The sequence below is a fragment of the Chryseobacterium sp. GW821-FHT04C04 genome (assembly GCF_059420365.1).
Genome location: NZ_JBWKTO010000004.1, coordinates 305,166 through 327,641, shown reverse-complemented (window position 1 = coordinate 327,641; position 22,476 = coordinate 305,166). Strand labels below are relative to the sequence as shown.

19 protein-coding genes are annotated in these 22,476 nt (G+C 37.7%); 8 read left to right on the top strand and 11 right to left on the bottom strand.

All coding sequences use genetic code 11. The features are described 5' to 3' along the window. The first annotated feature begins 334 nt into the window (after nt 1-334). Together AC07UM_RS14885 and AC07UM_RS14880 are read left to right on the top strand one after the other, a co-directional pair. Nucleotides 335-1,003: a hypothetical protein gene (locus AC07UM_RS14885; protein WP_494683898.1), complete on the top strand. Its 669-nt coding sequence runs from the start codon at nt 335-337 to the stop codon at nt 1,001-1,003. Between the two features lie 190 nt (nt 1,004-1,193). Then, entirely contained in the window at nt 1,194-2,171 is a 978-nt protein-coding gene (locus AC07UM_RS14880) for a S41 family peptidase (RefSeq protein WP_494683897.1), read from the top strand. A gap of 67 nt (nt 2,172-2,238) precedes the next feature. Here the strand turns inward: AC07UM_RS14880 and pgl are convergent, their stop codons facing one another. From pgl to gnd, 3 genes are read right to left on the bottom strand one after another with little or no spacing between them, the layout of a single operon-like run. Beyond that, nucleotides 2,239-2,949, bottom strand: a complete 711-nt coding sequence (gene pgl, locus AC07UM_RS14875; protein WP_494683896.1) for a 6-phosphogluconolactonase — start codon at nt 2,947-2,949, stop codon at nt 2,239-2,241. 24 nt (nt 2,950-2,973) lie between these two features. After that, a complete protein-coding gene (gene zwf / locus AC07UM_RS14870) occupies nt 2,974-4,455 on the bottom strand; it encodes a glucose-6-phosphate dehydrogenase (RefSeq protein WP_152289505.1) in 1,482 nt (493 codons plus the stop codon). A gap of 12 nt (nt 4,456-4,467) precedes the next feature. Continuing rightward, the gene (gene gnd, locus AC07UM_RS14865) at nt 4,468-5,886 is read right to left on the bottom strand and encodes an NADP-dependent phosphogluconate dehydrogenase (RefSeq protein ID WP_494683895.1); all 1,419 of its coding nucleotides are present in this window, start codon (nt 5,884-5,886) and stop codon (nt 4,468-4,470) included. Nucleotides 5,887-6,135: 249 nt separating this feature from the next. Between gnd and AC07UM_RS14860 the strand changes: the two genes are divergently transcribed. Next, on the top strand, nt 6,136-6,495 hold the full coding sequence (locus tag AC07UM_RS14860; RefSeq protein ID WP_494683894.1) for a prevent-host-death protein: 360 nt from the start codon (nt 6,136-6,138) through the stop codon (nt 6,493-6,495). A 168-nt stretch (nt 6,496-6,663) separates the two neighbouring features. On the opposite strand, the gene AC07UM_RS14855 is transcribed toward AC07UM_RS14860, so the two are convergent. Beyond that, nucleotides 6,664-7,422, bottom strand: coding sequence for a response regulator transcription factor (locus AC07UM_RS14855; protein WP_494683893.1), 759 nt, complete (start codon nt 7,420-7,422; stop codon nt 6,664-6,666). A 785-nt stretch (nt 7,423-8,207) separates the two neighbouring features. On the opposite strand from AC07UM_RS14855, the gene AC07UM_RS14850 reads away from it, so the two are divergent. From AC07UM_RS14850 to AC07UM_RS14840, 3 genes are read left to right on the top strand one after another with little or no spacing between them, the layout of a single operon-like run. Further along, nucleotides 8,208-12,719, top strand: a complete 4,512-nt coding sequence (locus AC07UM_RS14850) for a fibronectin type III domain-containing protein (RefSeq protein ID WP_494683892.1) — start codon at nt 8,208-8,210, stop codon at nt 12,717-12,719. A gap of 50 nt (nt 12,720-12,769) precedes the next feature. Further along, the gene (locus AC07UM_RS14845) at nt 12,770-15,592 is read left to right on the top strand and encodes a T9SS type B sorting domain-containing protein (protein ID WP_494683891.1); all 2,823 of its coding nucleotides are present in this window, start codon (nt 12,770-12,772) and stop codon (nt 15,590-15,592) included. 48 nt (nt 15,593-15,640) lie between these two features. Further along, complete coding sequence (locus AC07UM_RS14840; protein WP_494683890.1) at nt 15,641-16,078, top strand: hypothetical protein; 438 nt, start codon at nt 15,641-15,643, stop codon at nt 16,076-16,078. Nucleotides 16,079-16,274: 196 nt separating this feature from the next. Here AC07UM_RS14840 and AC07UM_RS14835 read toward each other — a convergent pair whose 3' ends face one another. The 7 genes from AC07UM_RS14835 to AC07UM_RS14805 all read right to left on the bottom strand — a co-directional run bounded on the left by AC07UM_RS14835 (nt 16,275) and on the right by AC07UM_RS14805 (nt 20,536). Beyond that, nucleotides 16,275-16,814: a carboxymuconolactone decarboxylase family protein gene (locus tag AC07UM_RS14835; protein WP_494683889.1), complete on the bottom strand. Its 540-nt coding sequence runs from the start codon at nt 16,812-16,814 to the stop codon at nt 16,275-16,277. A gap of 56 nt (nt 16,815-16,870) precedes the next feature. Continuing rightward, the gene (locus AC07UM_RS14830) at nt 16,871-17,023 is read right to left on the bottom strand and encodes a hypothetical protein (RefSeq protein WP_494683888.1); all 153 of its coding nucleotides are present in this window, start codon (nt 17,021-17,023) and stop codon (nt 16,871-16,873) included. Nucleotides 17,024-17,030: 7 nt separating this feature from the next. Next, entirely contained in the window at nt 17,031-17,444 is a 414-nt protein-coding gene (locus AC07UM_RS14825) for a hypothetical protein (RefSeq protein WP_494683887.1), read from the bottom strand. An 18-nt stretch (nt 17,445-17,462) separates the two neighbouring features. Continuing rightward, entirely contained in the window at nt 17,463-18,215 is a 753-nt protein-coding gene (locus AC07UM_RS14820; RefSeq protein WP_494683886.1) for an SDR family oxidoreductase, read from the bottom strand. A gap of 43 nt (nt 18,216-18,258) precedes the next feature. After that, on the bottom strand, nt 18,259-18,744 hold the full coding sequence (locus tag AC07UM_RS14815; protein WP_494683885.1) for a DUF1097 domain-containing protein: 486 nt from the start codon (nt 18,742-18,744) through the stop codon (nt 18,259-18,261). Nucleotides 18,745-18,766: 22 nt separating this feature from the next. Beyond that, nucleotides 18,767-19,507, bottom strand: a complete 741-nt coding sequence (locus tag AC07UM_RS14810; RefSeq protein WP_494683884.1) for an SDR family oxidoreductase — start codon at nt 19,505-19,507, stop codon at nt 18,767-18,769. Between the two features lie 96 nt (nt 19,508-19,603). Then, nucleotides 19,604-20,536 (bottom strand): helix-turn-helix domain-containing protein, encoded by a 933-nt coding sequence (locus tag AC07UM_RS14805; RefSeq protein ID WP_494683883.1) that lies wholly within the window; start codon nt 20,534-20,536, stop codon nt 19,604-19,606. A gap of 385 nt (nt 20,537-20,921) precedes the next feature. On the opposite strand from AC07UM_RS14805, the gene AC07UM_RS14800 reads away from it, so the two are divergent. Both AC07UM_RS14800 and AC07UM_RS14795 read left to right on the top strand, forming a co-directional pair. Then, on the top strand, nt 20,922-21,509 hold the full coding sequence (locus AC07UM_RS14800) for a TetR/AcrR family transcriptional regulator (protein WP_494683882.1): 588 nt from the start codon (nt 20,922-20,924) through the stop codon (nt 21,507-21,509). 95 nt (nt 21,510-21,604) lie between these two features. After that, nucleotides 21,605-22,411: an SDR family NAD(P)-dependent oxidoreductase gene (locus AC07UM_RS14795; RefSeq protein WP_494683881.1), complete on the top strand. Its 807-nt coding sequence runs from the start codon at nt 21,605-21,607 to the stop codon at nt 22,409-22,411. Nucleotides 22,412-22,476 lie beyond the last annotated feature (65 nt).

Sequence of the window (22,476 nt, the reverse complement as noted above, 5' to 3'; positions counted from 1 at the left end):
ATTTTTTGAATTAAATTTATTTTTTTGATCCTAAAACCTATTTTAAATGCCTTCTAACATTGACTTTTATCGATAGGACAAAATTCTAATTGAAATTTTTTTAAAATTTTTTCTTTTTTAGACACTACATAGTGTCTTAATTTGTATATTTGCTTCAAACTAATAACCATTTTATATAGAAGCACTATTTGAGTTGGAAAAAATGAACATTTCGAACACAAGCAACTAAGGTAAAAACATTAAATGCGGCAGTATCATTAGATCTCTAATGATGCTGTTTTTAAATTACAGAGGTCACTAATATTGTAAAACCTAATAATCAGAGAAGAAAATCATGAAAAAAATTGTAATACTAGCCGGTTTGATATTTTTAACTGCCTGCTCAAATCCTACCAGTAAAAAATATAATGAAGCAACAATAACTGAGGATCTTAAAGAGATAGGGGAAAGCAAAAAATGGAATGAGAACGATGCCGGATTATTCGCAGGATGGCTGATAAGAGCTAAATTAAAAGGCGAGTCATTGGAGAACAAGACGTATCAGAATATTCTGGATGAAGCAAAAAAATTCAAAGCCGAAGAGGATGCTTTAGCAGAAAAAGCAAAAAAGGAAGCTGAGGAAAGAAAACAGAAAATGAAAAATGCTGTTACCGTCACTATTTTTGCCAAAGAATATGTCCCAAGTAACTTTGATGCCGGAAGATTGGAGGATTACAATCTATTCAAATATGCTGTCCAGAACAAATCATCTAAAGAGATAAAAGCGGCGAAGATCAGTTTTAAGATTTTTAATGCTTTGGGGGAACAGATCGGAGATTCTTACAGCATGGATTTTACAGATGACAGAATTGCAGCAAATACTACTTTTAAAGGTGATGCTGCTTTCGATTATAACCAATTCTCTAATGATGATAAAAAAATAGCGTCTGCAAAATTTGAAGATTTAATTTTTGATTTTGACGTACAGAAAATTGTATATACTGATGGTTCCGTGTTGGAATAGCTGAGACATTCTTTTATAGATTACCCAGAATTAAAAATTCCATGAGGTCCTGATATTGGGATGTTGTGGAATTTTTATTGATGCATACTAAAACTCATATTTACTTATTCATCCATATTCTGATAACTTTACGATTAATACATCATTACACAGTAAAAAATACTACTTTTACCCCACTTAATTGACAGTAATGAACAAATTGTGTTTTATCGTTGTAATTTTTCTTATTTCAATCGGACAAACCCTTCATGCACAAACAGACAGTATTCAGAACTATGTAGTGAAAGCTCTTGATATTATGAAGGCTAAATCTGTGAATAAAAACCGTATTAAATGGGATTCTTTATATACCGACAGCCGCCTCAAAGCAAAGGATCTGAAGGACATCAAGTCTACCTATCCCATCATCAAAGATGCACTAAGCGCCCTGAAAGACGCTCATTCCAATTTCTATCCTCCGGAATTAGTTAAGGCTTATGTTCTTGGATACAGAGCCACCGGCCAGGAGTTTCCTGTTATTGAATCAAAAATGACCAGCGGAAAGATTGCCTACATTAAAGTTCCCCCTATCGCCTGTTATAATTTCAAAGAATGGGACGAATTTGTAAATATATTTTATACAAAAATTGAAGAACTGGCCCTTCAAAATCCTAAAGGCTGGATCCTGGATCTCAGAGACAACTATGGCGGAATGCTTTATCCCATGCTCGCATCCATTGCTCCTATGCTGAATCAGAGCAACGTAATAGGAACTGTAGATACTGCAGGAAGCCGCTTTTTTTTCAATTATAAAGACGGAAAATTTTCGGAAGGAAAAACAGTTACCCACCAGTTTACTGTCAAAAAGGCACCCAAACCTATCACCCAGCCTATTGTTGTAATGGTTAATAAAAAAACGGCAAGCTCCGGAGAGTTTTGTGCGATTGCTTTTGTAGGACAGAAAAATGCAACAATCATTGGGGAGAAAACCCAGGGATTGACATCTGGAAATCAGGAATACAAACTTTCGGACGGGGCTTTTATCGCACTGACTATAGGCAATACAATTGACAGGAATAAAAAAGAATATGATAAAGTAGGAGAAGGCCTGAAACCCGAGATCATTCTTGAAGATACATCAGATACCGGATATATGGAAATGGCCGACAAAATAATCTCTAAAAAATAATATCATCTTATATAAAAAAACCCTTACAAGTCTGTAAGGGTTCTATTTTTTAAAAGAATAAAGACTATTAGCCTTTTGCTTTTTCGTCTGTAAAAAATTCAAATCCTTGCTTTCTGTCAATGAGCTGCAGTGGATATAATGCGGGATTGTATTCCCCGTTTAACACCTCATTCAATGCATGTTTTTTGGATTCACCAAATGCAATAACCAGAATATTTTCCGCTTTATTGATCAACGGTGCAGTCAAAGTGATTCTGAACATTTCCTGAGGTTTCAGATAATAAGCAGATACCCATTTTTCTTTTTCCTCCAAAACCGCTTCACCAGGAAATAAAGATGCTGTATGACCATCATCTCCCATTCCTAAAAGGATAAAGTCAAAAACGCCTTCATCACCAAGAACATTTCTTATCTGCTGTTCATATGAGATTGCATAATCCTCAGGAGTTATTCCTTCAGCATACATAGGAAAAATATGAGCTTTATCAACAGGAACCTGACTGAGAAGCGCCTCATCCGTCATTCGGAAGTTACTTTTATTATCATTTAAAGGAACCCATCGTTCGTCAACCCAAAAGAAGTACACTTTATTCCATTCAATCTGTTCAGCATACTTTTGGGTCGCCAATAGCTTGAAAATGGCTTTTGGAGAAGAACCTCCACTCAGCGCCACCACAAAACGGTCATTTTTCTGAATAGATTTTTTCGAAAGGTCAACAAAAGTATCTGCAGCCTTTGTGTACAGTTTTTCCAAGTCGTCAAATACTGTAATATTCATTTTTTTTTCTGTTTAAATTTTATATTATACCCAGCTGTGTCCTTGTCTTTCCACCAAAGCATTACTATCTTCAGGGCCCCAGCTTCCCGCTTTATAATTGGGGAAAGATAAATCTTTATTGTTTTCCCAGGCTTCCTGTATTGTTGTGACAACATCCCACGCCTCTTCCACCTGATCAGAACGCATAAATAAAGTAAGATCTCCTAAAAGAGCATCCTGTAAAAGGGTTTCGTAAGCTTCCGGAGTATCTTCCTGGCAGGCAAAATTATCAAAAATCATTTCTGCAGGTTTCAAATCTAATGTTAAGCCAGGCTTTTTTGTCATAAACTGCAATCTGATATCCATTGCCGGCTGAATATTAATAATCAGTCTGTTAGCTGACAAATGGTGCGGACTATCCGAAAATGTCGAATGAGGAAGCGGTTTAAACTGAATGGTAATATAAGAATGCTTTTCTTTCATTTTCTTTCCGGTACGAACATAGAAAGGAACATCCTGCCATCTTTCATTATCCAGATAGAATTTTATGGCCGCAAAAGTTTCCGTATTGGAATCTTCTGCAATTCCGGTTTCCTGGCGGTATCCTTTTACTTCCGCTCCGTTTACGATACTTTTTGCATACTGGCCTCGTACCGCATAATGATCAACCTGATCGGAAGAGATTCTGCGAATACATTTCAAAACATCCACTTTACGATCCCTGATCTCACCTGACTGTAATGATGCCGGTGGTTCCATAGCCACCATACACAGGATCTGCAATAGGTGATTCTGAATCATATCCCTCAAAGCTCCCGTCTGTTCGTAGAAAGCCCCTCTTGTCTCAACCCCTACTTCCTCGGCTACAGTAATCTGTACAGATTCTATGTATTTATGATCCCATAATGGTTCAAAAATAGAATTCCCGAATCTAAAAGCCAAGATATTCTGTACCGTTTCTTTTCCTAAATAATGATCGATACGATAGATCTGTTCTTCTTCAAATGTTTTTGCCAGAAGACTGTTAAGTTCAATCGCCGACTGTTTATTATGACCAAAAGGTTTCTCGATAATAATACGGTCTCTTTTCGGATCAGAAGCTAATGATGTACTTTTGATGTGGTTGGAAATCGTTGAAATGAAATTAGGTCCTATTGATAGGTAAAACAATCTATTGGCTCTTGTTCCGTATACGGCATCAAAATCCTGTAACTTCTGCTGAAGACTCTTATAAGAATTTTCCTCATCCAATTGATGCTGAAAGTAAGTAATATGAGCCTGAAAACCAGCCCAATCTTCAGAAGTCACTTTCTTTCTGGAGAAACTCTCAAGATTTTCTTTGACATAATTTCTGAAATTCTCATCGGTATTTTCTGCCCTTCCCAAAGCAATAATGTTAAAGCCTTTGGGCATTCTCCCGTCGATATATAAGTTATAAAATGCCGGAAAAAGTTTTCTTTTTGCCAGATCTCCTGTAGCACCAAAAATAACAATATTTGTTGGCTGCAAGACTCTATTTTGATTCATTTTTTCCGAATTTTATGGGTTTGCAGTTTGCCAAGATGTATGGAAAACTCCTTCTCTATCAATACGCTGATAAGTATGAGCTCCGAAATAATCACGCTGAGCCTGGATCAGATTCACCGGCAATGATTCTGTAGTATAAGCATCAAAATATCCTAAGGTCGTTTGAATTCCTAAGCTTGAAATTCCGTTGGCAGCAGCATAACTTGCTGTTTTTCTCAGGGCTTTAATTTTTGATTTTACAAGTTCAGAAATATCGCGATCAAGAAGAATATTAGAAAGATTAGGGTTTTGTGTATAGGCGGAATAGAATTTTTCCAATAATACCGAACGGATAATACATCCTCCTCTCCAGATTTTCACAACATCTTTCAATGGAATTTCAAAACCATATTCTTCAGATGCTTTTACCAATAAAGATAATCCTTGTGCATAGCTGATCAATGTAGAAAGGAAAAGAGCATCACCCACTTCCTTAATAAACAATTCTATATCTTCCGGTTTTGTTATTTCTTTCTCAGCGTATATTTTGGAAGCCTGAACTCTCTCTTCTTTATATGCTGATAAAATTCTTGAAGTTACCGCAATATCAATTGTAGGAATAGAAACTCCGATTTCCATAGCCTGCTCGGAAGTCCATTTTCCGGTTCCTTTTGCTCCTGCTTTATCTAAAATCTGGTCAACAAGATATTGATCTGTAAATGTATCTTTCTGGGTAAAAATGTCTCTGGTGATCTCAATCAGGAAAGAGTTCATTTCACCGTTATTCCATTCTTTGAAAACCTGATAGAGCTGATCGTTATTTAAGCCTGCTCCTCTTTTAAGAAGATCATAAGCTTCACTGATAAGCTGCATGATGGCATATTCAATACCATTGTGTACCATTTTCACATAGTTCCCTGCAGATCCTTTCCCCATATAAGCTGTACATGCTTCATTGTCTACTTTCGCAGCGATAGCTTCAAGCATTGGTTTCAGAAGTTTGAAAGCTTCCAGGTCTCCTCCGGGCATGATACTGGGACCTGTTCTGGCTCCTTTTTCACCTCCAGATACTCCCATTCCCATAAAGTGCAGCTTTTTTGATGCCAGATCGGCAACGCGTCTGTTGGTATCTTCGAAATAAGAATTTCCTGCATCAATCACGATATCACCTTCGTCCAAAAGCGGGGTAATATTTTCCAGGACTGCATCTACAGGCTTTCCTGCAGGAACCATAAGAATAATTTTCCTTGGGGTTTCTAATGCTGATACAAAATCTTCTAAAGAGCCTGTACCTTTTACTTTCATTTCAGAAGCAGCTCCTTCTTCTAATTCTTTAACTTTCTCCTGATCTAGGTCGAATCCTGCGATTGAAAACCCGTTATCAGCGATATTATAAAGAAGATTCCGCCCCATTACTCCAAGGCCAACCATTCCATAACTATATCTATCCATTATATTGGTATTATATGTATTTTGTTATACAGACAATAAAATTACGGAAATGCGAATAAGGAAAAAAATAAAGAAAAGAAAAAATTCATTCCACCTCTGTTTCACCCTCATTTATAAGCTACTAATATTCACATTTTCATACACTTTTCCTTCAGAAGAATAAAATTCAATCATTATTATGGGAATGATCTATTAAAACAGTCTGTTTTTTGGTATAATTAAACTTATATTTGCGAAAATTTAAAAGTAATGCACTATAAACTTGAACTCAACACTCAGGAGCCAAATTCTAAAATTGTTTTTAATACCATTATATTTGATTCGTTCAAGATTAATATAGTTGAAAGATATATCGGGTCAATGAGGGCTCGTCCAACATTATGTGAAGTTTTATTTAAAGTCAGAACTTTAGATAACGTAATTGTCAACAGAAGAGATGGTAATGTAAGAGTAAAGATAAAAGGTGATGATTTTGAAACGTATCAGAAATTATCCAGAGACCTGAATTCTTATGAGTACAAAAACAGACTGATCAACAGAAAAGACGTAGAAGAAAACTATGTTCACTTTATCCTGAGTTTAGTGATCGCCAATTATCAGCTTAATTAAGCTGTTCTGAATTATTATCCCTCTATAATTTTGTAGAGGGGCAATTCTCAAAAATGGCATTGTGTTGAAAATATACCGTTTTCAATATCTTAAAAACTGAAAACAACCTGGGGAAAAATATCTTATTTTTCAGCACTTGCTGCCTGAAAAATATTTACAAAGTAAAGTTTAAATCAAATTATTTGTGATTACGTAGGATATTGCTTCTATTATATTTTTCACACCAATTCTTTCAAACAATTTGCTCCTGTGAAACTTCACTGTACTAGGTGACACAAACAATTGTTCTGCAATTTCTTCTATTTTTAATCCCTGAAGATAGAGTCTTATAATTTCAATTTCTCTTATTTTTAAGGTAATTTTACATTCTTCAGTCCATTTTCCCGTAAAGAGATTGTATTTCCAGAAAGTTTCCGATGTATTGGATAAAATCCGGATATTTCCTGCAGTCCGGTTAAGAGAATAGGATACTACACAGACGACTTTAGAAATTTCGCCCTCATCACAAAGCTCTACAGGTGTAATCTTATGATTGACAAGAACATCTACACTATTAGTATATTTAAGATGAAAATCATAGGTAATGGTATGTACTTTCTTTTCTTCCGGCGAGAGGCATTCGAAAAACTTTAACCCATAAATGCTAACTTTTTTTAAGATCTCAAGGTCTTCTTTTTTGGTGTATTTCCGAAAAAAATTATAACCCATTTTTTCCACCTCAGCAGAACTCAGGCCTGAAAAAAGAAAAGGATTTTCTGAAATGAACTCCAATTTTCTTGTTTTAAGATCTGCAATATAAACACAGCCCAAACTTGTTTCCGATACTGCTTTCAGCACATTAAAGTACTTTTTCAATGCATTTTTTTCTTCAGAAATGGGTAATCCCAACGTATTGTTACGATACAACGAATTTATTTTATCACTCATATTTTTGACATGATAATAGGGGTACAAAACTATTTTATTAGACTACTTTTTGCAAACATATTCATAATTAAGCTAAATAAAAAATCTATTAAAACTTAATTATAATTAAATTTAAAACTATAAAGCATTTGTTTTAATAATAAAAAAATCTACAATTTGTTATTTTATTGAATTTCCCACATCTGCAAAAACATTTTTCCGGGCTGTATAGGTCCACAAGCGTAATAAACAGGTAAAAAGTCAAAACAGATATTTGAAAAAATTTTTATTCTCAGAATAAAACGTAGCTATTCTCCTTCCTAAAAGCATTTCTGCGGGGTTAACTTTAACTTAATTCATCACCTTTTGATTTAAAACTATACGAAAGTATAGTACTATTAAATTTTTATTAAATTATTTTTACCCAAATCATAACAGCAAAAATTAATCTAAAAAATTACATACAATGAAAGAAACCTAAAAAACGACAAACATCGCAACTTAAAAAGCAGTAATGTGAATGATTTTTATCTAAAAATATCAAACTGTCACCAACCTGCAGGTAAATCTATTACCAATCACTTCACCTCTCCTACTTCTACTATTATCTCTGTTTATTCAATCATCAATTTTTATTAAGATGTAATGGAAATACAGTGATACACTTTAACAGCTTATCGCCTCTGTGACTTAAAAACAGAATAATCTCTCTATGGATTTCCAAAATCTATAGAAGAACCCTGTATATCTTCTAAAAGAGGCTAGACGCTAATTGAAGAATGGATTCTAACTAAAAATGAAACTATATGAGAAAAATTTTACCCATTATCTTATTTTTATTGATTTTTACATCCCATGCCCTCGGGCAGACCTGCACACCTGTTCCGGTACCTTTTTTACAATCATTCAGTACCGGTGCACTTCCCACATGCTGGACCAGCCAGAACCCTACCTCAACGTCTACGAATGCTAATGTCAAGTGGAAGTTTACAGGATCAGCAGGATACGGAGCTACCGGAAACGGTGGAAAACCTGCCGGAAGTTTTGCATGGGTTGACGCCTCTACGCCCTACGCCGGTGAACACACTGTGGAACTGATAAGTCCGCAGATCAATTTAGCAGGATTATCGAATCCTTATATCAAATTTGAATGGTTTAAAGATCATTTAACTGCACTTAATGGCACTGTACCTTTAGCCGATCACAATCAACTCAAACTTGCCGTAAATAATGGTTCCGGATGGGTAGAGATCTGGTCCAATGATACCAATTCTCCTGAATGGAGAACTGCAGGGGTAGCTCTGGCAGCAAGTTATGTAGGAGCTACCATCCAATTAAGATTTACCGTAGATAAAGATGTAGCAGGAAACGGAAATTTTTATGATGACGTGCTATTGGATGAAGTGCAGGTTATTCAAGCTCCTACCTGTTTTGAGCCTGCTGCTTTAACTGCAACCAATATTGCACCTACTTCAGCTACGCTTAACTGGACTGCTCCACTTGCTCCGGCGCCAGCACCAGCCAATGGATATGAATATTATTACAGTACCACCAATACCCCGCCCACTGCAGCAACAGCAGGGACTACCAATCCGGGAACAAGTGCCAACATCAGCTCACTTACTTCCGGAGCGACGTATTACTGGTGGGTAAGGTCTGTGTGTTCAGTAACAGACAAATCACCTTGGGTGGGTGGTAATGCTTTTACACCGGGACAGATCGGAGGTGGTACCGCTACGCATGCTTTTTTACCCGTTTATTCCTGCTCAGGATTTAATTATTCTCAGCAGATTTATTTAGCTTCAGAAATCGGAGCAGCAGTCGGAACGAATAATTATATAACAGCAATACGATTTTTTGTTTCTACCACTGCAGCAGCCCAGGCCAATTATAATCAATGGGTGATCTATATGGGGAATACTGTACAAACAGATTTTGCAACCACTACAAGCTGGATACCTTCTCCATCTTTAACACAAGTATATTCCGGTACTTTACCAACAATGACTGCCGGTACATGGGTTGAAATTCCTTTAAGTACCCCTTTTTTATGGGATGGTGTGAGCAACGTAGTGATCGGTGTCGATGAAAATTCTACAGGAACCTCGTGTACAGCCAACTGGGGCAGCTATTCTGCAGGGAATAACCGCGGTATGATTTATTATAATACAACAACAAATCCGGACCCGGCGAATCCTCCTACTGCTATAAGCCGATATGCCGTTCTTCCAAGAGTACAGCTAACAGGTACAGTATTACCAAGCTGTACCAATACACCTCCTGCCAATATTGCAGTGAATAATGTTACTGCAACCTCAGCAAATATTACATGGACTGCAGCATCCAACGCCACTTATGTGGTAAGATATAGGACACCTCCTTCTCTTACATGGCAAACCATCAATGTAACCACTCCTTTTACCAATAGTATAACGCTGACCTCCTTAACTGAGCAGACTCAGTATGAAGTAGAGATTGCAACCATCTGCGGAATACAAGGTGCATTTTCTACCCCTATTGGTTTCACAACCCCTGCATTGACCTATTGTAATTCGGTGACAGCAACGGTTACGAATGGTTATATCAACAATGTGACTATGATTGGATCTAATGTTCCTTTGACAAGCAACAACTCCGGACCAACAACTTATACGGATTATTCTTTAGATCCTACAAAAACAATTACGCTCCTGAGAAATTCTACAAATAATACATTATCTGTTGGAAGATCTATTGTATCAGGAACTTATTCTACCAATGCGTGGATAGATTTTAACGGAGATGGCATTTTTGATAATAACGCATCCACAACTCCTGGTGGTGAAAGGATTATGAATCTTGGTTATACCAGCACCACTCCTGTTACTGCTTCTTTTGCAGTTCCGGCTAATGCTTACTTAGGGACAAGTAAGGTAAAAATGCGCGTTATCGTATATTCTTCAACACCTGCTAGTGCCTGCGGGCCTTTAACCGGAAACGGGGAAGTTGAGGATTATTACGTAAAATTTATTGATCTTCAGCCTTGTACTACTGCTCCGCCGACCAATATTGCTGTCAATAACCTTACCCACAACTCTGCTTATGTATCATGGCTGCCTACAGCTAATGCCACTTATACTATCAGATGGAGACAGGGAACTTCAGGAGCTTGGCTTCCAAATGCTGCAGGTCTAACACTTCCTGCAGGACAAAGCTTTCATACGATTACAGGTCTTTCTGAACAAACAGCGTATCAGGTACAGATCGCAACCATCTGTGGTGGGAATCAGGGAGCTTTCTCCCCAAGCATAAGCTTTACAACCCCGCCGTTAACGTATTGCAGCATGACTGGAACAGGTACGAACGATTATATTTCTAATGTGAAAGTTACACCTGTTAATTTCCCGGTAATGGATAATACTTCTGTTCAAACAAACTACATTAACTATACAACAGCAGCCACTCTTATTAATCTGGAAATAGGTTCTCAGGGAAATCAGTTATCGGTTTCCAAAGCCTGGGCAGGAACTCAATATGCAGATGCCGTGAATGCATGGGTTGACTGGGACAGGGACGGAATTTTTACCGATTCCGAAAAAATAATGTCTTCTGCTGCAAGCACAACAACTCCTGTAACAATAAATTTTGATGTTCCTTCAACAGGAATTTATACAGGTCCGTTAACAACGACCATGAGAGTTGTCCTGAAACGAACCAGTGCTCCAATCATGTGTGCTGATGCGGCAAATGGCGAAGTAGAAGATTATGCCATACAATTAAGACCCTGCAGTAATGCTATACCAGGAAATCCAGTATTCACCAATATCACACACAATTCTGTTAATATCAACTGGACTTCTGCAGCCAGCACTAATGCTTTTATCTTAGAATACAGACCTGTTACAACTCCCGCTTCTGCATGGACAACTTTAAACCTGTCTGTTTTAGGAGGAAATCCGCCAATAACAATCAGTACTCTAACTCCTGCTACAATTTATGAAGTAAGACTTGCTGCAGTGTGTGGTGGGACAGGAATCGGATTGTATACCCCTGTTACAGTATTTACAACGAGATGTGATCCTACTCCACCTTTCGTGACCATAAGCAATGTAACATCTAATTCAGCAGTTATCACCTGGAACCCGATTGTTCCAAGTGCTTCCTATATTTTAAGATGGAGAGAAGTAGGCAGTATTCCGTGGAATGTTCCAACGGTTCCTCAACCTCCGGCAAATTCATATATGATTCAAAATCTTGATTCATTCAAAACTTACGAAGTACAGGTCGCGAATATCTGTAACGGAGAAACAGCTGCCAATCCTTGGTCTAATCCAAAAATATTTACAACGGAAAGAATTTGTGAAATACCTCCACCGGGACTAACTATTAGTCAAATTACCCCTACAACCGCAGAGGTTACATGGGATCCGTTTCCGGGAGCAACGTATCTATTAAAATACAGAAAAGTAGGTATTCCGAGCTGGACAGATGTTACGGCTACGACGAATACTTATACCATCACCGGTCTATTGGAACTTACCAAATATGAAATGCAGATTGCCAATATCTGTAACGGGGTACCTGGAAATTTCACCAAACTGTATTATTTCACCACTCCTACAGTAATCTACTGTCCGATGTCAGCGGCTAATTCTACCACAGAATTTATTTCAAAAGTCACCGTAAAACCTAATGGCAATAAGGAAATGATCAATGAATCTCTTGCGTCTACTTATTCAGATTTCACAGGAAATCCTTTGAAGTTTATAGAATTGATTCAGGGATCAAAGGGTAACCAAATTACCATTGATAAAACTTTAAGCTCAGGAACCAATGTGGGGATTGCAGTCTGGATTGACTTCAACAGAAACGGAGAGTTTGATATTAATGAAAGAATTCTGGCAGATGGACCTAATGGAAATACAACTGTAAGTTCTACGTTCTCTGTTCCGGACAATGCCTTTATCAGCTTAACAGATTACAAGTATGTAGTCATGAGAGTTGCTTTACAAAAAGATGGTATTCCTGTGAACTGTACCCACTTCAAAAATGGTGAGGTGGAAGATTATACAGTCAGAATCTCTAAAAAAGCAGTTCCTAATTCTCTTAACCAAACGGATATTCACATTTATCCTAATCCGGTAAGTTCTGTGCTGTATGTGAAAAATATTAGCTTCAAAGCCCAGTATAAAATTTACAGTGCCACTGGAAGACTGATATCAACGGGAGTAATCCTCAACAATGCTATTGATGTGAGCAATCTGATTCACGGGATGTATATGATAGAGATTGAAGATGGAGGGATCACTGTTCAGAAGAAATTTATAAAAGAATCATAATCCATTTTGTCAATGAAACTTCAATTTTTAGAATCAAAACTCTGTAATTCATGAAAAACATTATATTCAGTTTAATATTTATGCTATTGGGCATCTCTGTTTCAGCCCAAAGAGACACGGACCATTGGTTTGCTCCCTATTTTGCCTCAACAAGTTATACACAGGCATTATATCTTTCTACCGATTCCACGACGCCTTTTGTGGTTACTATTAACAGTAATAACATTCCGATTGGTAACGTAACCATCAGTAAAGGAGCGCCTCAGACTTTTGTTGTTCCTATCGCTAATATAGCGGCTAATGTTACATCAGATGCTTACAGTGTTATCAATAAAGGGCTGCATGTGCAGGGGACAAAGCCGTTCTACTGTTCATTAAGAATCGTAAGCGGTACTACGCATGCTGAAATTATAACAAGTAAAGGAAAAGCAGGAATTGGTAAAGAATTTTATGTAGCCGGAACACCTACAACCTCATCGCTTACCGGTTATAACTTTACGGCAGGAATATTGGCAACAGAAAACAACACCGTTGTAACCACTACATGGAGTGGAAATATAACTTTCTTTGGAGCAGCACCAGCAACCAATACGCAAACTGTTACTCTTAATAAAGGACAGTCCTTCATTTTTGCAGGGGGTCCAGGAACAGGGGGACAGAATCAATCGGCTTTTATCGGGGCCAAAATTGTTTCTGATAAACCGATTACTCTGACGAACGGAAATGTCAACGGAAATTTTGGAAATATTACCAGTTCAGGATCTGATGCTATTCTTGATCAATCTGTACCTACCGAAAGGCTTGGAAGTACTTTCGCCATGGTAAGAACCAGATCTACTGATGCTGATCTGGAAGGCGGTATCGTCGTTGCCACAGAAGATCACACCCAAATATTCATCAACGGTTCCAACACTCCTATTGCGACGATCAACAGTGGTGATTTTTACAGGATCTCCGGGAGCAATTATGTTCAGCAGGGAACTTCCGGGCATTTTAATATGTTTATTACGACTTCAAAAAATATTTATTTATATCAATTGGTTTCAGTGAATAACAGCAGTGCAACGTGTGGTTTCAACTATATTCCGCCATTAAACTGTTTTTTACCCAGAAAGATTGACGAAATCGGGAAAATCAATGAAATGCCAACGGGAGTGGGAACAACAAGTACTGTCCCCACCGGAACTATCGTAAAATTGAATATTTTAACGGAAGCAGGAGCTAACGTAACCGTAAACGGGTTCCCTCCTGCTGCAGCGGAAGGTCCTTTTGCACTAACGGGAAATTCCAACTGGGTAACTTATGCCATCCCATCTATTACCGGAAATGTAACCGTTATCTCTGATAAAGCTGTAACTGCAGGTATTAACGGAGGATACAGTACATCCGGATATGGAGGATATTTTGCGGGGTTCTCTTCTATTCCACTGATCGCCAAACAGACCGGAGAATGTATTCCCGGTATTGTACTGGAAGTGGATGACAGCTATGATACTTATCAATGGTACCTGAACGGAAACCCTATTACAGGAGCCAATGGCAATACTTATACTCCACTGGTTTCGGGGAATTATACGGTGAAAATTGCAGTCGGTACATGTACTCCGGCCGTTACCCCGGTTTATAAGGTATATACGTGTCTTGAGGAGTCTACCAAAGCAATGACTGTTTGTGAAGGATATCAGTCGATAGTTCCTCAGTTTACCAATTCTACTCAAAGCTATGTTCCAAGTACGGTAACAATTCTAACACCCCCAGCAAACGGTACAGCAACCATTGATCCGGCAGGAGTGATTACTTATGTCCCAAATTTCGGTTATATGGGTACAGATACTATTGTTTACAAGTTTTGTGGAAACAACCCGGACTTTACAGATTGTGAGCAGGTATCATTAACCTTGACGGTTTCTGAAAGCCCAATCGTCAAAGACGCTGCCTTAAGATCATGCTTTGATCCTTCTAATCCGGTGCTTGGGTTATTTAATTTAACAAATGCAGGAGTCAGTATACAACCAGGGATTATCAAACAATATTATCCTTCTCCTACTGATGCCGAGAACGGAACAAATGAGATTCTGACACCAGCCAATTATATTGCTCCTGATGGGGTGGTCTACATCAAGGTAAGCAACGCCAACGGATGTTACAGAATTGCAGAAGTGACGCTCACTGTAATCCCTCCTACTTACTCAGATGTATTAAAGGATAAAATTATCTGTATGGAAAATACCACCACGTTAGATGCCGGCCCCGGCTTTACCTCGTATCTATGGAGTACCGGAGCTACAACGCAGTCTATCAAGAATGTGGGAGTGGGAACTTATTGGGTAGATCTCAAAACCAGAGAATGTACGACCAGACAAACTGTAAAGGTGTATCCTTCCGAGCATCCTGTCATTTCGGATATTAATATCAGCAATAATACAGTTACCTTAACTGTCATTGCAGGAACAGCACCTTATCAATATTCGATGGATAAAATCAACTGGCAGAATGAAAATGTATTTACCAATGTACCCCGCGGAACTACTACTTTCTATGTAAAAGATGCTTACAATTGTACCCCTCTGGAAGTAGAAATTACAGTTCCCAATCTGATCAACATCATTACTCCTAATGGTGACGGAATCAATGATGTCCTTGATTATTCTGCTTTATCTGGGAAACCCAATTTCACATTCAGCATCTATGACAGGTATGGAAGTAAAATTCACGAGGGGAGTAAATTAAATGGATACAAATGGGACGGTAGTGTTGGCGGCAAAAAAGTATCTACAGGAAACTACTGGTTTGATATGGGCTGGAATGAAACCAACAAAAAACAGACTCCTATACAATATACAGGCTGGATTATGGTAAAAAACAGGAATTAACCTGCTGCCATTAATCTTTTATTTAACATTTAACGATCTATATTTACTATGAAAAAGCTATTATATATATTCCTTATTTTATCTTCAGCAATACTGCCAGCGCAAAAAAACACTTCTGTAAAGTTTGCCGTTTATAATGATGCGATTGGGACTGCCAGCATGTTTGACCTTTACAAAAGCAGTATTGAGAAGGTAAATGTTTTTAAATCTAAAGCCAATCTGCCTTCCAACCTCAAAAAGTTTGATTACCTGGCTGATAACGGTTTGATAGAAATCAAGTTTAAAAAGAATGCGGGTTATCCTGATAGTCTATCGCTGGAAATGCTCAATGAGCAGAATAATCTTCCCAAAGACACCCCTGTTTTCATTGAAGGGTATCAGTGTAATGATGCAGCAACCCGAATTTATAATGAAATGATTGGCAACATTGAAATTATAGATCTTAATGGTCAAAAATCCATCCATATTTCTACCATAAGAAATTAATAATCAGCTTTAACTGGTCATTAATTTAAAAGCAGAGCCTATTTCAAATTGAAATAGGCTCTTTTATTTTTGACGAAGATTCTTAGCCTATCAATTGATTTTTCGAGTTGGATATTTTGACTCTCTTAAATAAAAAAATCTCTGTATTAAAGGCTTTAAATACTTATTACTATATTATTTATCAATATTGTAATAATTAATCAAGTTGATCTGCTAAGGGGAAATCAACAGGTATTTTTGTTACAGCAAATACATAATTTGTGAATGTTCTTAGAATCACTAACCCAATCAGTTCCATCACCGCTGAATTGTCAAATCCCACAGCTAAGAAATTCTCCAGTTTAGCAGGATCTACATCTCCTTTTTGTTCCGAAATTGATTTTGCCAGTTCAAGAATTGCATTTAATCTCGGATCATCTATTGACCCTTTTCTGAAATTCAGGATATCTTCTCTTGAAATTCCTTTCATTCCGGCAATCATGGTATGGGCAGCCAGACAATAGTCACAATGATTGGCTTCAGACACCACCAGATTGACAGCCTCTTTCTCTTTTGCTGTAAATACTCCTTTGTTCAGTTCTTCTTCCAATCCTAACAACCCTTTTAATGAATGAGATGAGTAACCGATGGTTGCATAAAGATTAGGAACTTTACCCATTGCTTTTGTTATCTGATCAAAAATTGCCTGTGAATCCTGACCTACTTCTTCTCTCGATGGAACGTTAATAATGTTCATAGTATGATGATTTAATGGTAATGGATGCTATATTATAACCTCCTTTTATTATTTTACTACTGCAAAGTTATCGCGTGAGAAACCGCTAAAACATGCACAGAAAGGGATATTACATGGACAAATTGATCATCGTGTACTCTTGGGTTGTACAATCCGGAACCGGTGAGAACAACAGAAACTCCCAATAATTGGGAGTTTCTGCTTATCATTAAGTTTTTAATAATCTGCCTGTCCTATTTCAAGCTTGCTTATTTTTCCTTCTTTATTAAAATGAAATTTAAAATATGCTTTAAAATCTCCATATTCATCACTGTGGAATGCTCCATATACAGAATTTCCACTATCCTCTACCTTATCTATGCTTACAAAGTTTTCAATAGTAATGGCATGGGTAGAAAATTCTTTCAGACTTCGCGGATTCCCATCGTCCAGTAATAGGGCATTTTTAGCAAAAAGAGAAGTCCATTTTTCTATATCACTCGCTTGAAAAGCTTCAACGGCTTGTTTTACGGCAGTATTTTTAATTTTTGAAGTGTCCATATTCTTTATTTTTCTGTGATGATGCTGGTTTTGCTGTCCGCAGGCATGCAGGCTGCAAAACATAATCAGTACCATACTGAATAGTTTCATGGTATTCATTATTATACTTTATTGATTAGCACCTCCATTCACCAGTAGATGCTGTCCGTTAACAAACGAAGAAAGATCACTCGCGAAAAATTCAGCAATATTGGCGACATCTTCTACTTCAGCCAGCCTACCCATCGGGCAGCTTTCAATCAATGATTTTCTTAATTCGGGATAGCTTCCTTCTTCTGCAAAAATTCCTGAATGATCTACAGCGAAAGGGATAATAGTATTTACAGTTACTCCACGGTGTCCTATTTCTTTTGACAGCACATCCACCAGATATCTCGGTGTCGTTTTACTGCCGCCATATACTGCCATGCCCTGAACGGGAAAAGCTGTAGTACTTGATGCCACATAGATAATACGTCCGTTATCTTCTACATTCAAAGCGGCCTGCTGCATCGTAAAATAAGCACCTTTGGTATTGATTGAAAACAATCTGTCAAACTGTTCTTCCGTAAACTCAGTTACAGGAGTTTCTACCATTTCAATACCGGCATTCGCAACGACGATGTCTATTTTCCCGAATGCTTTTCTGGCTTCATCAAAAAGATATCTGATCTCAGCTACTTTGCTTACATCTGCCTGTACAGAAATTACATTACCTCCCATCGCTTTGATGTTACTTTCTACCTCATCGGCGGAAGCTTTATCTCTTGAATAATTTAACACAATATCAGCGCCCAAAGCGGCATAACGTTCTGCAATAGCTTTTCCTAAACCTCTTCCTGAGCCTGTAATAATGGCTACTTTATTTTGTAATGAATTCATTGTTTTTGATTTTTAAATTAAATAATAATGATATAAATAGATGTTACTGAGCGGGTGATTCCGATAATTGTCTTTCATTGATCTTTTCAACGACCTTGTTATTCAGCCAGGCAAATAAAAACCCTGAAATGATGGGAATCAGTAATTTTAATATAGGGAGCGGTTCCAGTGGCGGATGAACTCCGAATAAAATAATTAATCCTAAAAACCATGCAGGTATGTTATTTAACTTTTTAGTTCCTGCGAAGTAGGCTAATGATCCTATGTAAAAGAATACAGACACCGGAAATCCAAATGCTCCGATAAATTGTTCTAAAAATCCTGCCGTCACTTGTATCAGTATTGCCATCCCCATTCCCAGTACAATCTGTAAGAAGGCCCAAAAAGAGCTTTGCCACTTTTTACCGAAAATATAGAAACTTACCCAGGCTATGAACATCACCCAGGTGGGCCACTGCTGTGAAAAAGAAATGGTGACGGCAATGGCTCCGAAAAGGCCGAATGCCGCAGCAATTGGTAAAGTTTTCATAATGTATACGATTAATGATGTATTATGCCATAGCACCGTTTACTCCAATGGCTTGTCCGCTGATCCATTTCGCATCATCTCCGGCAAGGAAAACTACGATTTTAGCAATATCAGCGGGCTCTCCCAAACGGTTAAACGCATTTAAGGAAGCCAGTCTGTCAATCACCTCCTGTGATTTACCGGTAGTAAAAAGTTCTGTATTGGTAGGTCCGGGAAGGATTGCATTGACGTTGATTCCTCTTCCCCCCACTTCTTTTGCAAATACGCGGGTCAATTGTTCTACAGCTGCTTTGGTTGCGACATAAGTCCCATAAGAAGGCATCATCAGTCTTGTCGTAGAAGATGAAAAATTAATGATACTTCCATTGTCGGCCAGCTTGGCAGCCGCCTCTCTTAAGGTGTTGAATGTTCCTTTTACATTAATGTCGAATTGACGTGAAAAGTCTTCATCAGTAGTATCTTTGATCAGCTTGGTAATCATAATACCGGCATTGTTTACGAGAACATCCAGTTTCCCATAATGGCTGATCGCCTGATCAAATAATTGTTGTACAGCCTCCGGATTTCTTACATCCGCCTGTAAGGCAATGGCCTCGCCTCCATTGGCTTTTATTGAGGCTACTACATGTTCTGCAGAGTCTTTTCCGCCTGCATAATTGACGATGATTTTTGCTCCTGCTGAAGCAAGTTGTTGTGCTATTTCAGCTCCGATTCCTCTTGACGCTCCGGTCACAAGGATCACTTTGTTGTTTAATGTACTCATATTACTTTGTTGTATCAATGTTAATTTTGATAGGACAAAGTTGGTACATTACGCCCCCTGAGAACGTACAAGAATCATAGCAGGTATTGCAAATATCTAAGATCGGTGGCCAAAATACTGTTTTCTGTATTCGGCGGGGCTTATTGAGGTGTGTTTTTTGAAGTAATTGCTGAAATGAGGGGTTTCGAGAAAGCCTAAACGGGCTGCAATCTCTTTGATGCTGAGTTCCTCATTCTGAAGCATTACTTTGGCTTCAGTAGTCGCTTTGTCAGCAATCCATGAACTGATTGTTTTCCCTGTTTTACTGCTGATAACACTTGACAGATAATTGACATGTAAGGTCTGCAGATCAGCATAGTCCTGAACTCTTAACTGAACATTGGTTTTTCCGCTGATCAGATCTCTGAAATGCCGTTCTACATTCAGTTTGAAAGTTTTAACGATCTGTGAACTGCGATTCCCTTCATAAATAGGATCATAATCCTGGAAAAAGTATTCTTTGATCTTTAACAGCAATGCAATCACAAGGGCTCCGATAATCTTATTTTTATATAAAGAATGTCCTTTATATTCTTTGTGTATCAATGTATATAATTCTTCTATCTGGCTGAATTGCTGCTTTGTCAAAACACGTGGAGCAATAACTTCAGACAGAAGAAAAGAGAAATCCCGATAGACATCATCATGCACATATTCTTTCAAAAAGCCTTCTCCAAAAGTTATAAGACACGTATGCTCCAGTTTTTCCCATTCGAAAATCCGGTAATTTCCGGGGTTAGTAAAATATACGGTATCTGAGGTCACTTCAAACCGCTGATCATCAATCGTATAATATCCAAATGCGTTTTTTATAAACAAAAAGCTGAAGTAATTCGGGCGGAAAGGTTCTGAACGGAAGGGTAAATCATTAAACGTTTCTTCCAAATAATGAATGGTAAAGCCAGATTCCTTCTCCAGATAATCAATAGGGAGATCCAGCTGCTGATAGAGCTCGCGGAGTGTCCGAACATTCAATTTATCGTTTGCCATTGCATTAATTTTAGGTAAATTTAAAAATTTAATTGAGGTCTCCTGCCTTTTCAGTATATTATATATTGTTATCCTGTTAAAATTATTGATCAGCCTGAAGCCTGCTCTGCCACCTTAAATCCCGTCATATTTGCCCTTAAAGATTGGAGAATCAATCATAAAAGAAAGCTTTTTGAAGAAGGGTTTACAATAGATAATGCAGGTAAAATTCCTAAATGTCATTCCTGCTGAATGACATTCTATTAGGCTTAATTAAACCACTTAGATAAATGCAAATCAACGTATTGATTATCATTAACTTAAAGCATGCGTATTAAAAAAAGTAAAAAACATTTTGTTTTTATGACCAATCGGTCATATATTTGTATCCTAATTATGATTCATTATGGCAAAAGGGGAAGAAACCAGACAGTTCATTATAGAGCAAGCCGCTCCAATTTTTAATACAAAAGGAATTGCAGCTACTTCTATGAGTGATATTATGGAGGCAACCAAATTGTCTAAAGGCAGTATGTATGTTCATTTTGAAAATAAGGAAGTTCTTGCCTGCGCAGCCGTTGAGCATAATATGAAAATCTTAAGCGATAAGCTTCAAATGACTTTGAGCGGACATAAAACTTGCAAAGATCAATTATTGGCTTATATCGATTTCTTCAGTGATCCCAATCACCCACCGGTTGTTGGAGGCTGTCCTTTATTAAATTTTGGAACAGAGGCCGACGATACCAATCCTATAGTCAAAGAAAAAGTGAACCGTTCCATTAAACAAGGCCAGGACCTACTTTCAGGTATTATTACAAAGGGAATTGCCAATAAAGAGTTCAAAGCAGACTTGAATCCGGGAGATTTTGCAACCATTCTTTTTGCGATGCTTGAAGGAGGTCATTTAATGTCCAGAGTATCTGGCAGTAATGAGAAAATGGAGGTTGTTGGCAATAGTCTAAAAAAAATGATTGAGGAAAATAGCAGGTAATTTTTTTTACCTAAAAAATGACCGATCGGTCAAAAATAATATAATTAAACTTTATAAAAAAGTATATTCATAACAATTAATAAAAAAACAAAACAATGTCAAAAACAGTTTTAATTACAGGAGCATCAAAAGGTTTTGGAAAAGCCTGGGCAGAAGCCTTTTTAGCAAAAGGATACAATGTAGCAGCAACTGCCAGAAACGTAGAAACCCTGAATGATTTAAAAGATAAATACGGAGATTCTGTATTGCCTTTAACATTAGATGTAGACAAACGGGAAGAATCTTTAACTGTGGTTCAGAAAGTACATCAGCACTTTGGCAGCATTGATGTCCTAATCAACAATGCAGGATATGCATTAACGGGGGCTGTGGAAGAAACGAATGAGCAGGAAGCCAGAGCTCAGTTTGAAACCAATTTCTTTGGAACACTATGGCTTACACAAGCGGTTCTTCCTATCATGAGAGATCAGAAAAGTGGCCATATCATTCAGGTTTCTTCCATTTTAGGATTGGCAACATTACCCACTATGGGACTTTATAATGCTTCTAAGTTTGCTCTTGAAGGATTAAGTGAAACTTTAGCTACGGAAGTGAAAGAATTTGGAATTCACGTGACTTTGGTAGAACCTAACGGCTATGCCTCCAATATCTGGCATACAGGAATTAACACCCAAAGCAATCCGGCATATGATGGCGTTAAAAAAGCCTTTGCAGAATCTGAAACCTCTTTTGGAAGTGTAGATGCTACAGTACCGGCCCTTATAAAATTGGTAGAAACGGAAAATCCTCCTTTGCGTCTATTGCTTGGAAAAGTAGCTCTTCCATTTGTAAAACACAATTATGAACAGCGATTAAAACTTTGGGAAGAATGGAATGATGTATCTGTAGAAGCTCACGGATAGTCTTTCAAAGAAATACCATCATAAAATAAGCTCCGTTTTTGTATATAAAACGGAGCTTATTTTAT

Coding starts and splice junctions, on each gene's coding strand:
- AC07UM_RS14805 (WP_494683883.1), bottom strand. CDS start 20,536: ATGGCAAACGATAAATTGAATGTTCGGACACTCCGCGAGCTCTATCAG.
- AC07UM_RS14845 (WP_494683891.1), top strand. CDS start 12,770: ATGAAAAACATTATATTCAGTTTAATATTTATGCTATTGGGCATCTCT.
- zwf (WP_152289505.1), bottom strand. CDS start 4,455: ATGAATCAAAATAGAGTCTTGCAGCCAACAAATATTGTTATTTTTGGT.
- AC07UM_RS14810 (WP_494683884.1), bottom strand. CDS start 19,507: ATGAGTACATTAAACAACAAAGTGATCCTTGTGACCGGAGCGTCAAGA.
- pgl (WP_494683896.1), bottom strand. CDS start 2,949: ATGAATATTACAGTATTTGACGACTTGGAAAAACTGTACACAAAGGCT.
- AC07UM_RS14835 (WP_494683889.1), bottom strand. CDS start 16,814: ATGAACATTATTAACGTTCCATCGAGAGAAGAAGTAGGTCAGGATTCA.
- AC07UM_RS14885 (WP_494683898.1), top strand. CDS start 335: ATGAAAAAAATTGTAATACTAGCCGGTTTGATATTTTTAACTGCCTGC.
- AC07UM_RS14860 (WP_494683894.1), top strand. CDS start 6,136: ATGCACTATAAACTTGAACTCAACACTCAGGAGCCAAATTCTAAAATT.
- AC07UM_RS14825 (WP_494683887.1), bottom strand. CDS start 17,444: ATGAAACTATTCAGTATGGTACTGATTATGTTTTGCAGCCTGCATGCC.
- AC07UM_RS14855 (WP_494683893.1), bottom strand. CDS start 7,422: ATGAGTGATAAAATAAATTCGTTGTATCGTAACAATACGTTGGGATTA.
- gnd (WP_494683895.1), bottom strand. CDS start 5,886: ATGGATAGATATAGTTATGGAATGGTTGGCCTTGGAGTAATGGGGCGG.
- AC07UM_RS14820 (WP_494683886.1), bottom strand. CDS start 18,215: ATGAATTCATTACAAAATAAAGTAGCCATTATTACAGGCTCAGGAAGA.
- AC07UM_RS14850 (WP_494683892.1), top strand. CDS start 8,208: ATGAGAAAAATTTTACCCATTATCTTATTTTTATTGATTTTTACATCC.
- AC07UM_RS14795 (WP_494683881.1), top strand. CDS start 21,605: ATGTCAAAAACAGTTTTAATTACAGGAGCATCAAAAGGTTTTGGAAAA.
- AC07UM_RS14840 (WP_494683890.1), top strand. CDS start 15,641: ATGAAAAAGCTATTATATATATTCCTTATTTTATCTTCAGCAATACTG.
- AC07UM_RS14830 (WP_494683888.1), bottom strand. CDS start 17,023: ATGATAAGCAGAAACTCCCAATTATTGGGAGTTTCTGTTGTTCTCACC.
- AC07UM_RS14815 (WP_494683885.1), bottom strand. CDS start 18,744: ATGAAAACTTTACCAATTGCTGCGGCATTCGGCCTTTTCGGAGCCATT.
- AC07UM_RS14880 (WP_494683897.1), top strand. CDS start 1,194: ATGAACAAATTGTGTTTTATCGTTGTAATTTTTCTTATTTCAATCGGA.
- AC07UM_RS14800 (WP_494683882.1), top strand. CDS start 20,922: ATGGCAAAAGGGGAAGAAACCAGACAGTTCATTATAGAGCAAGCCGCT.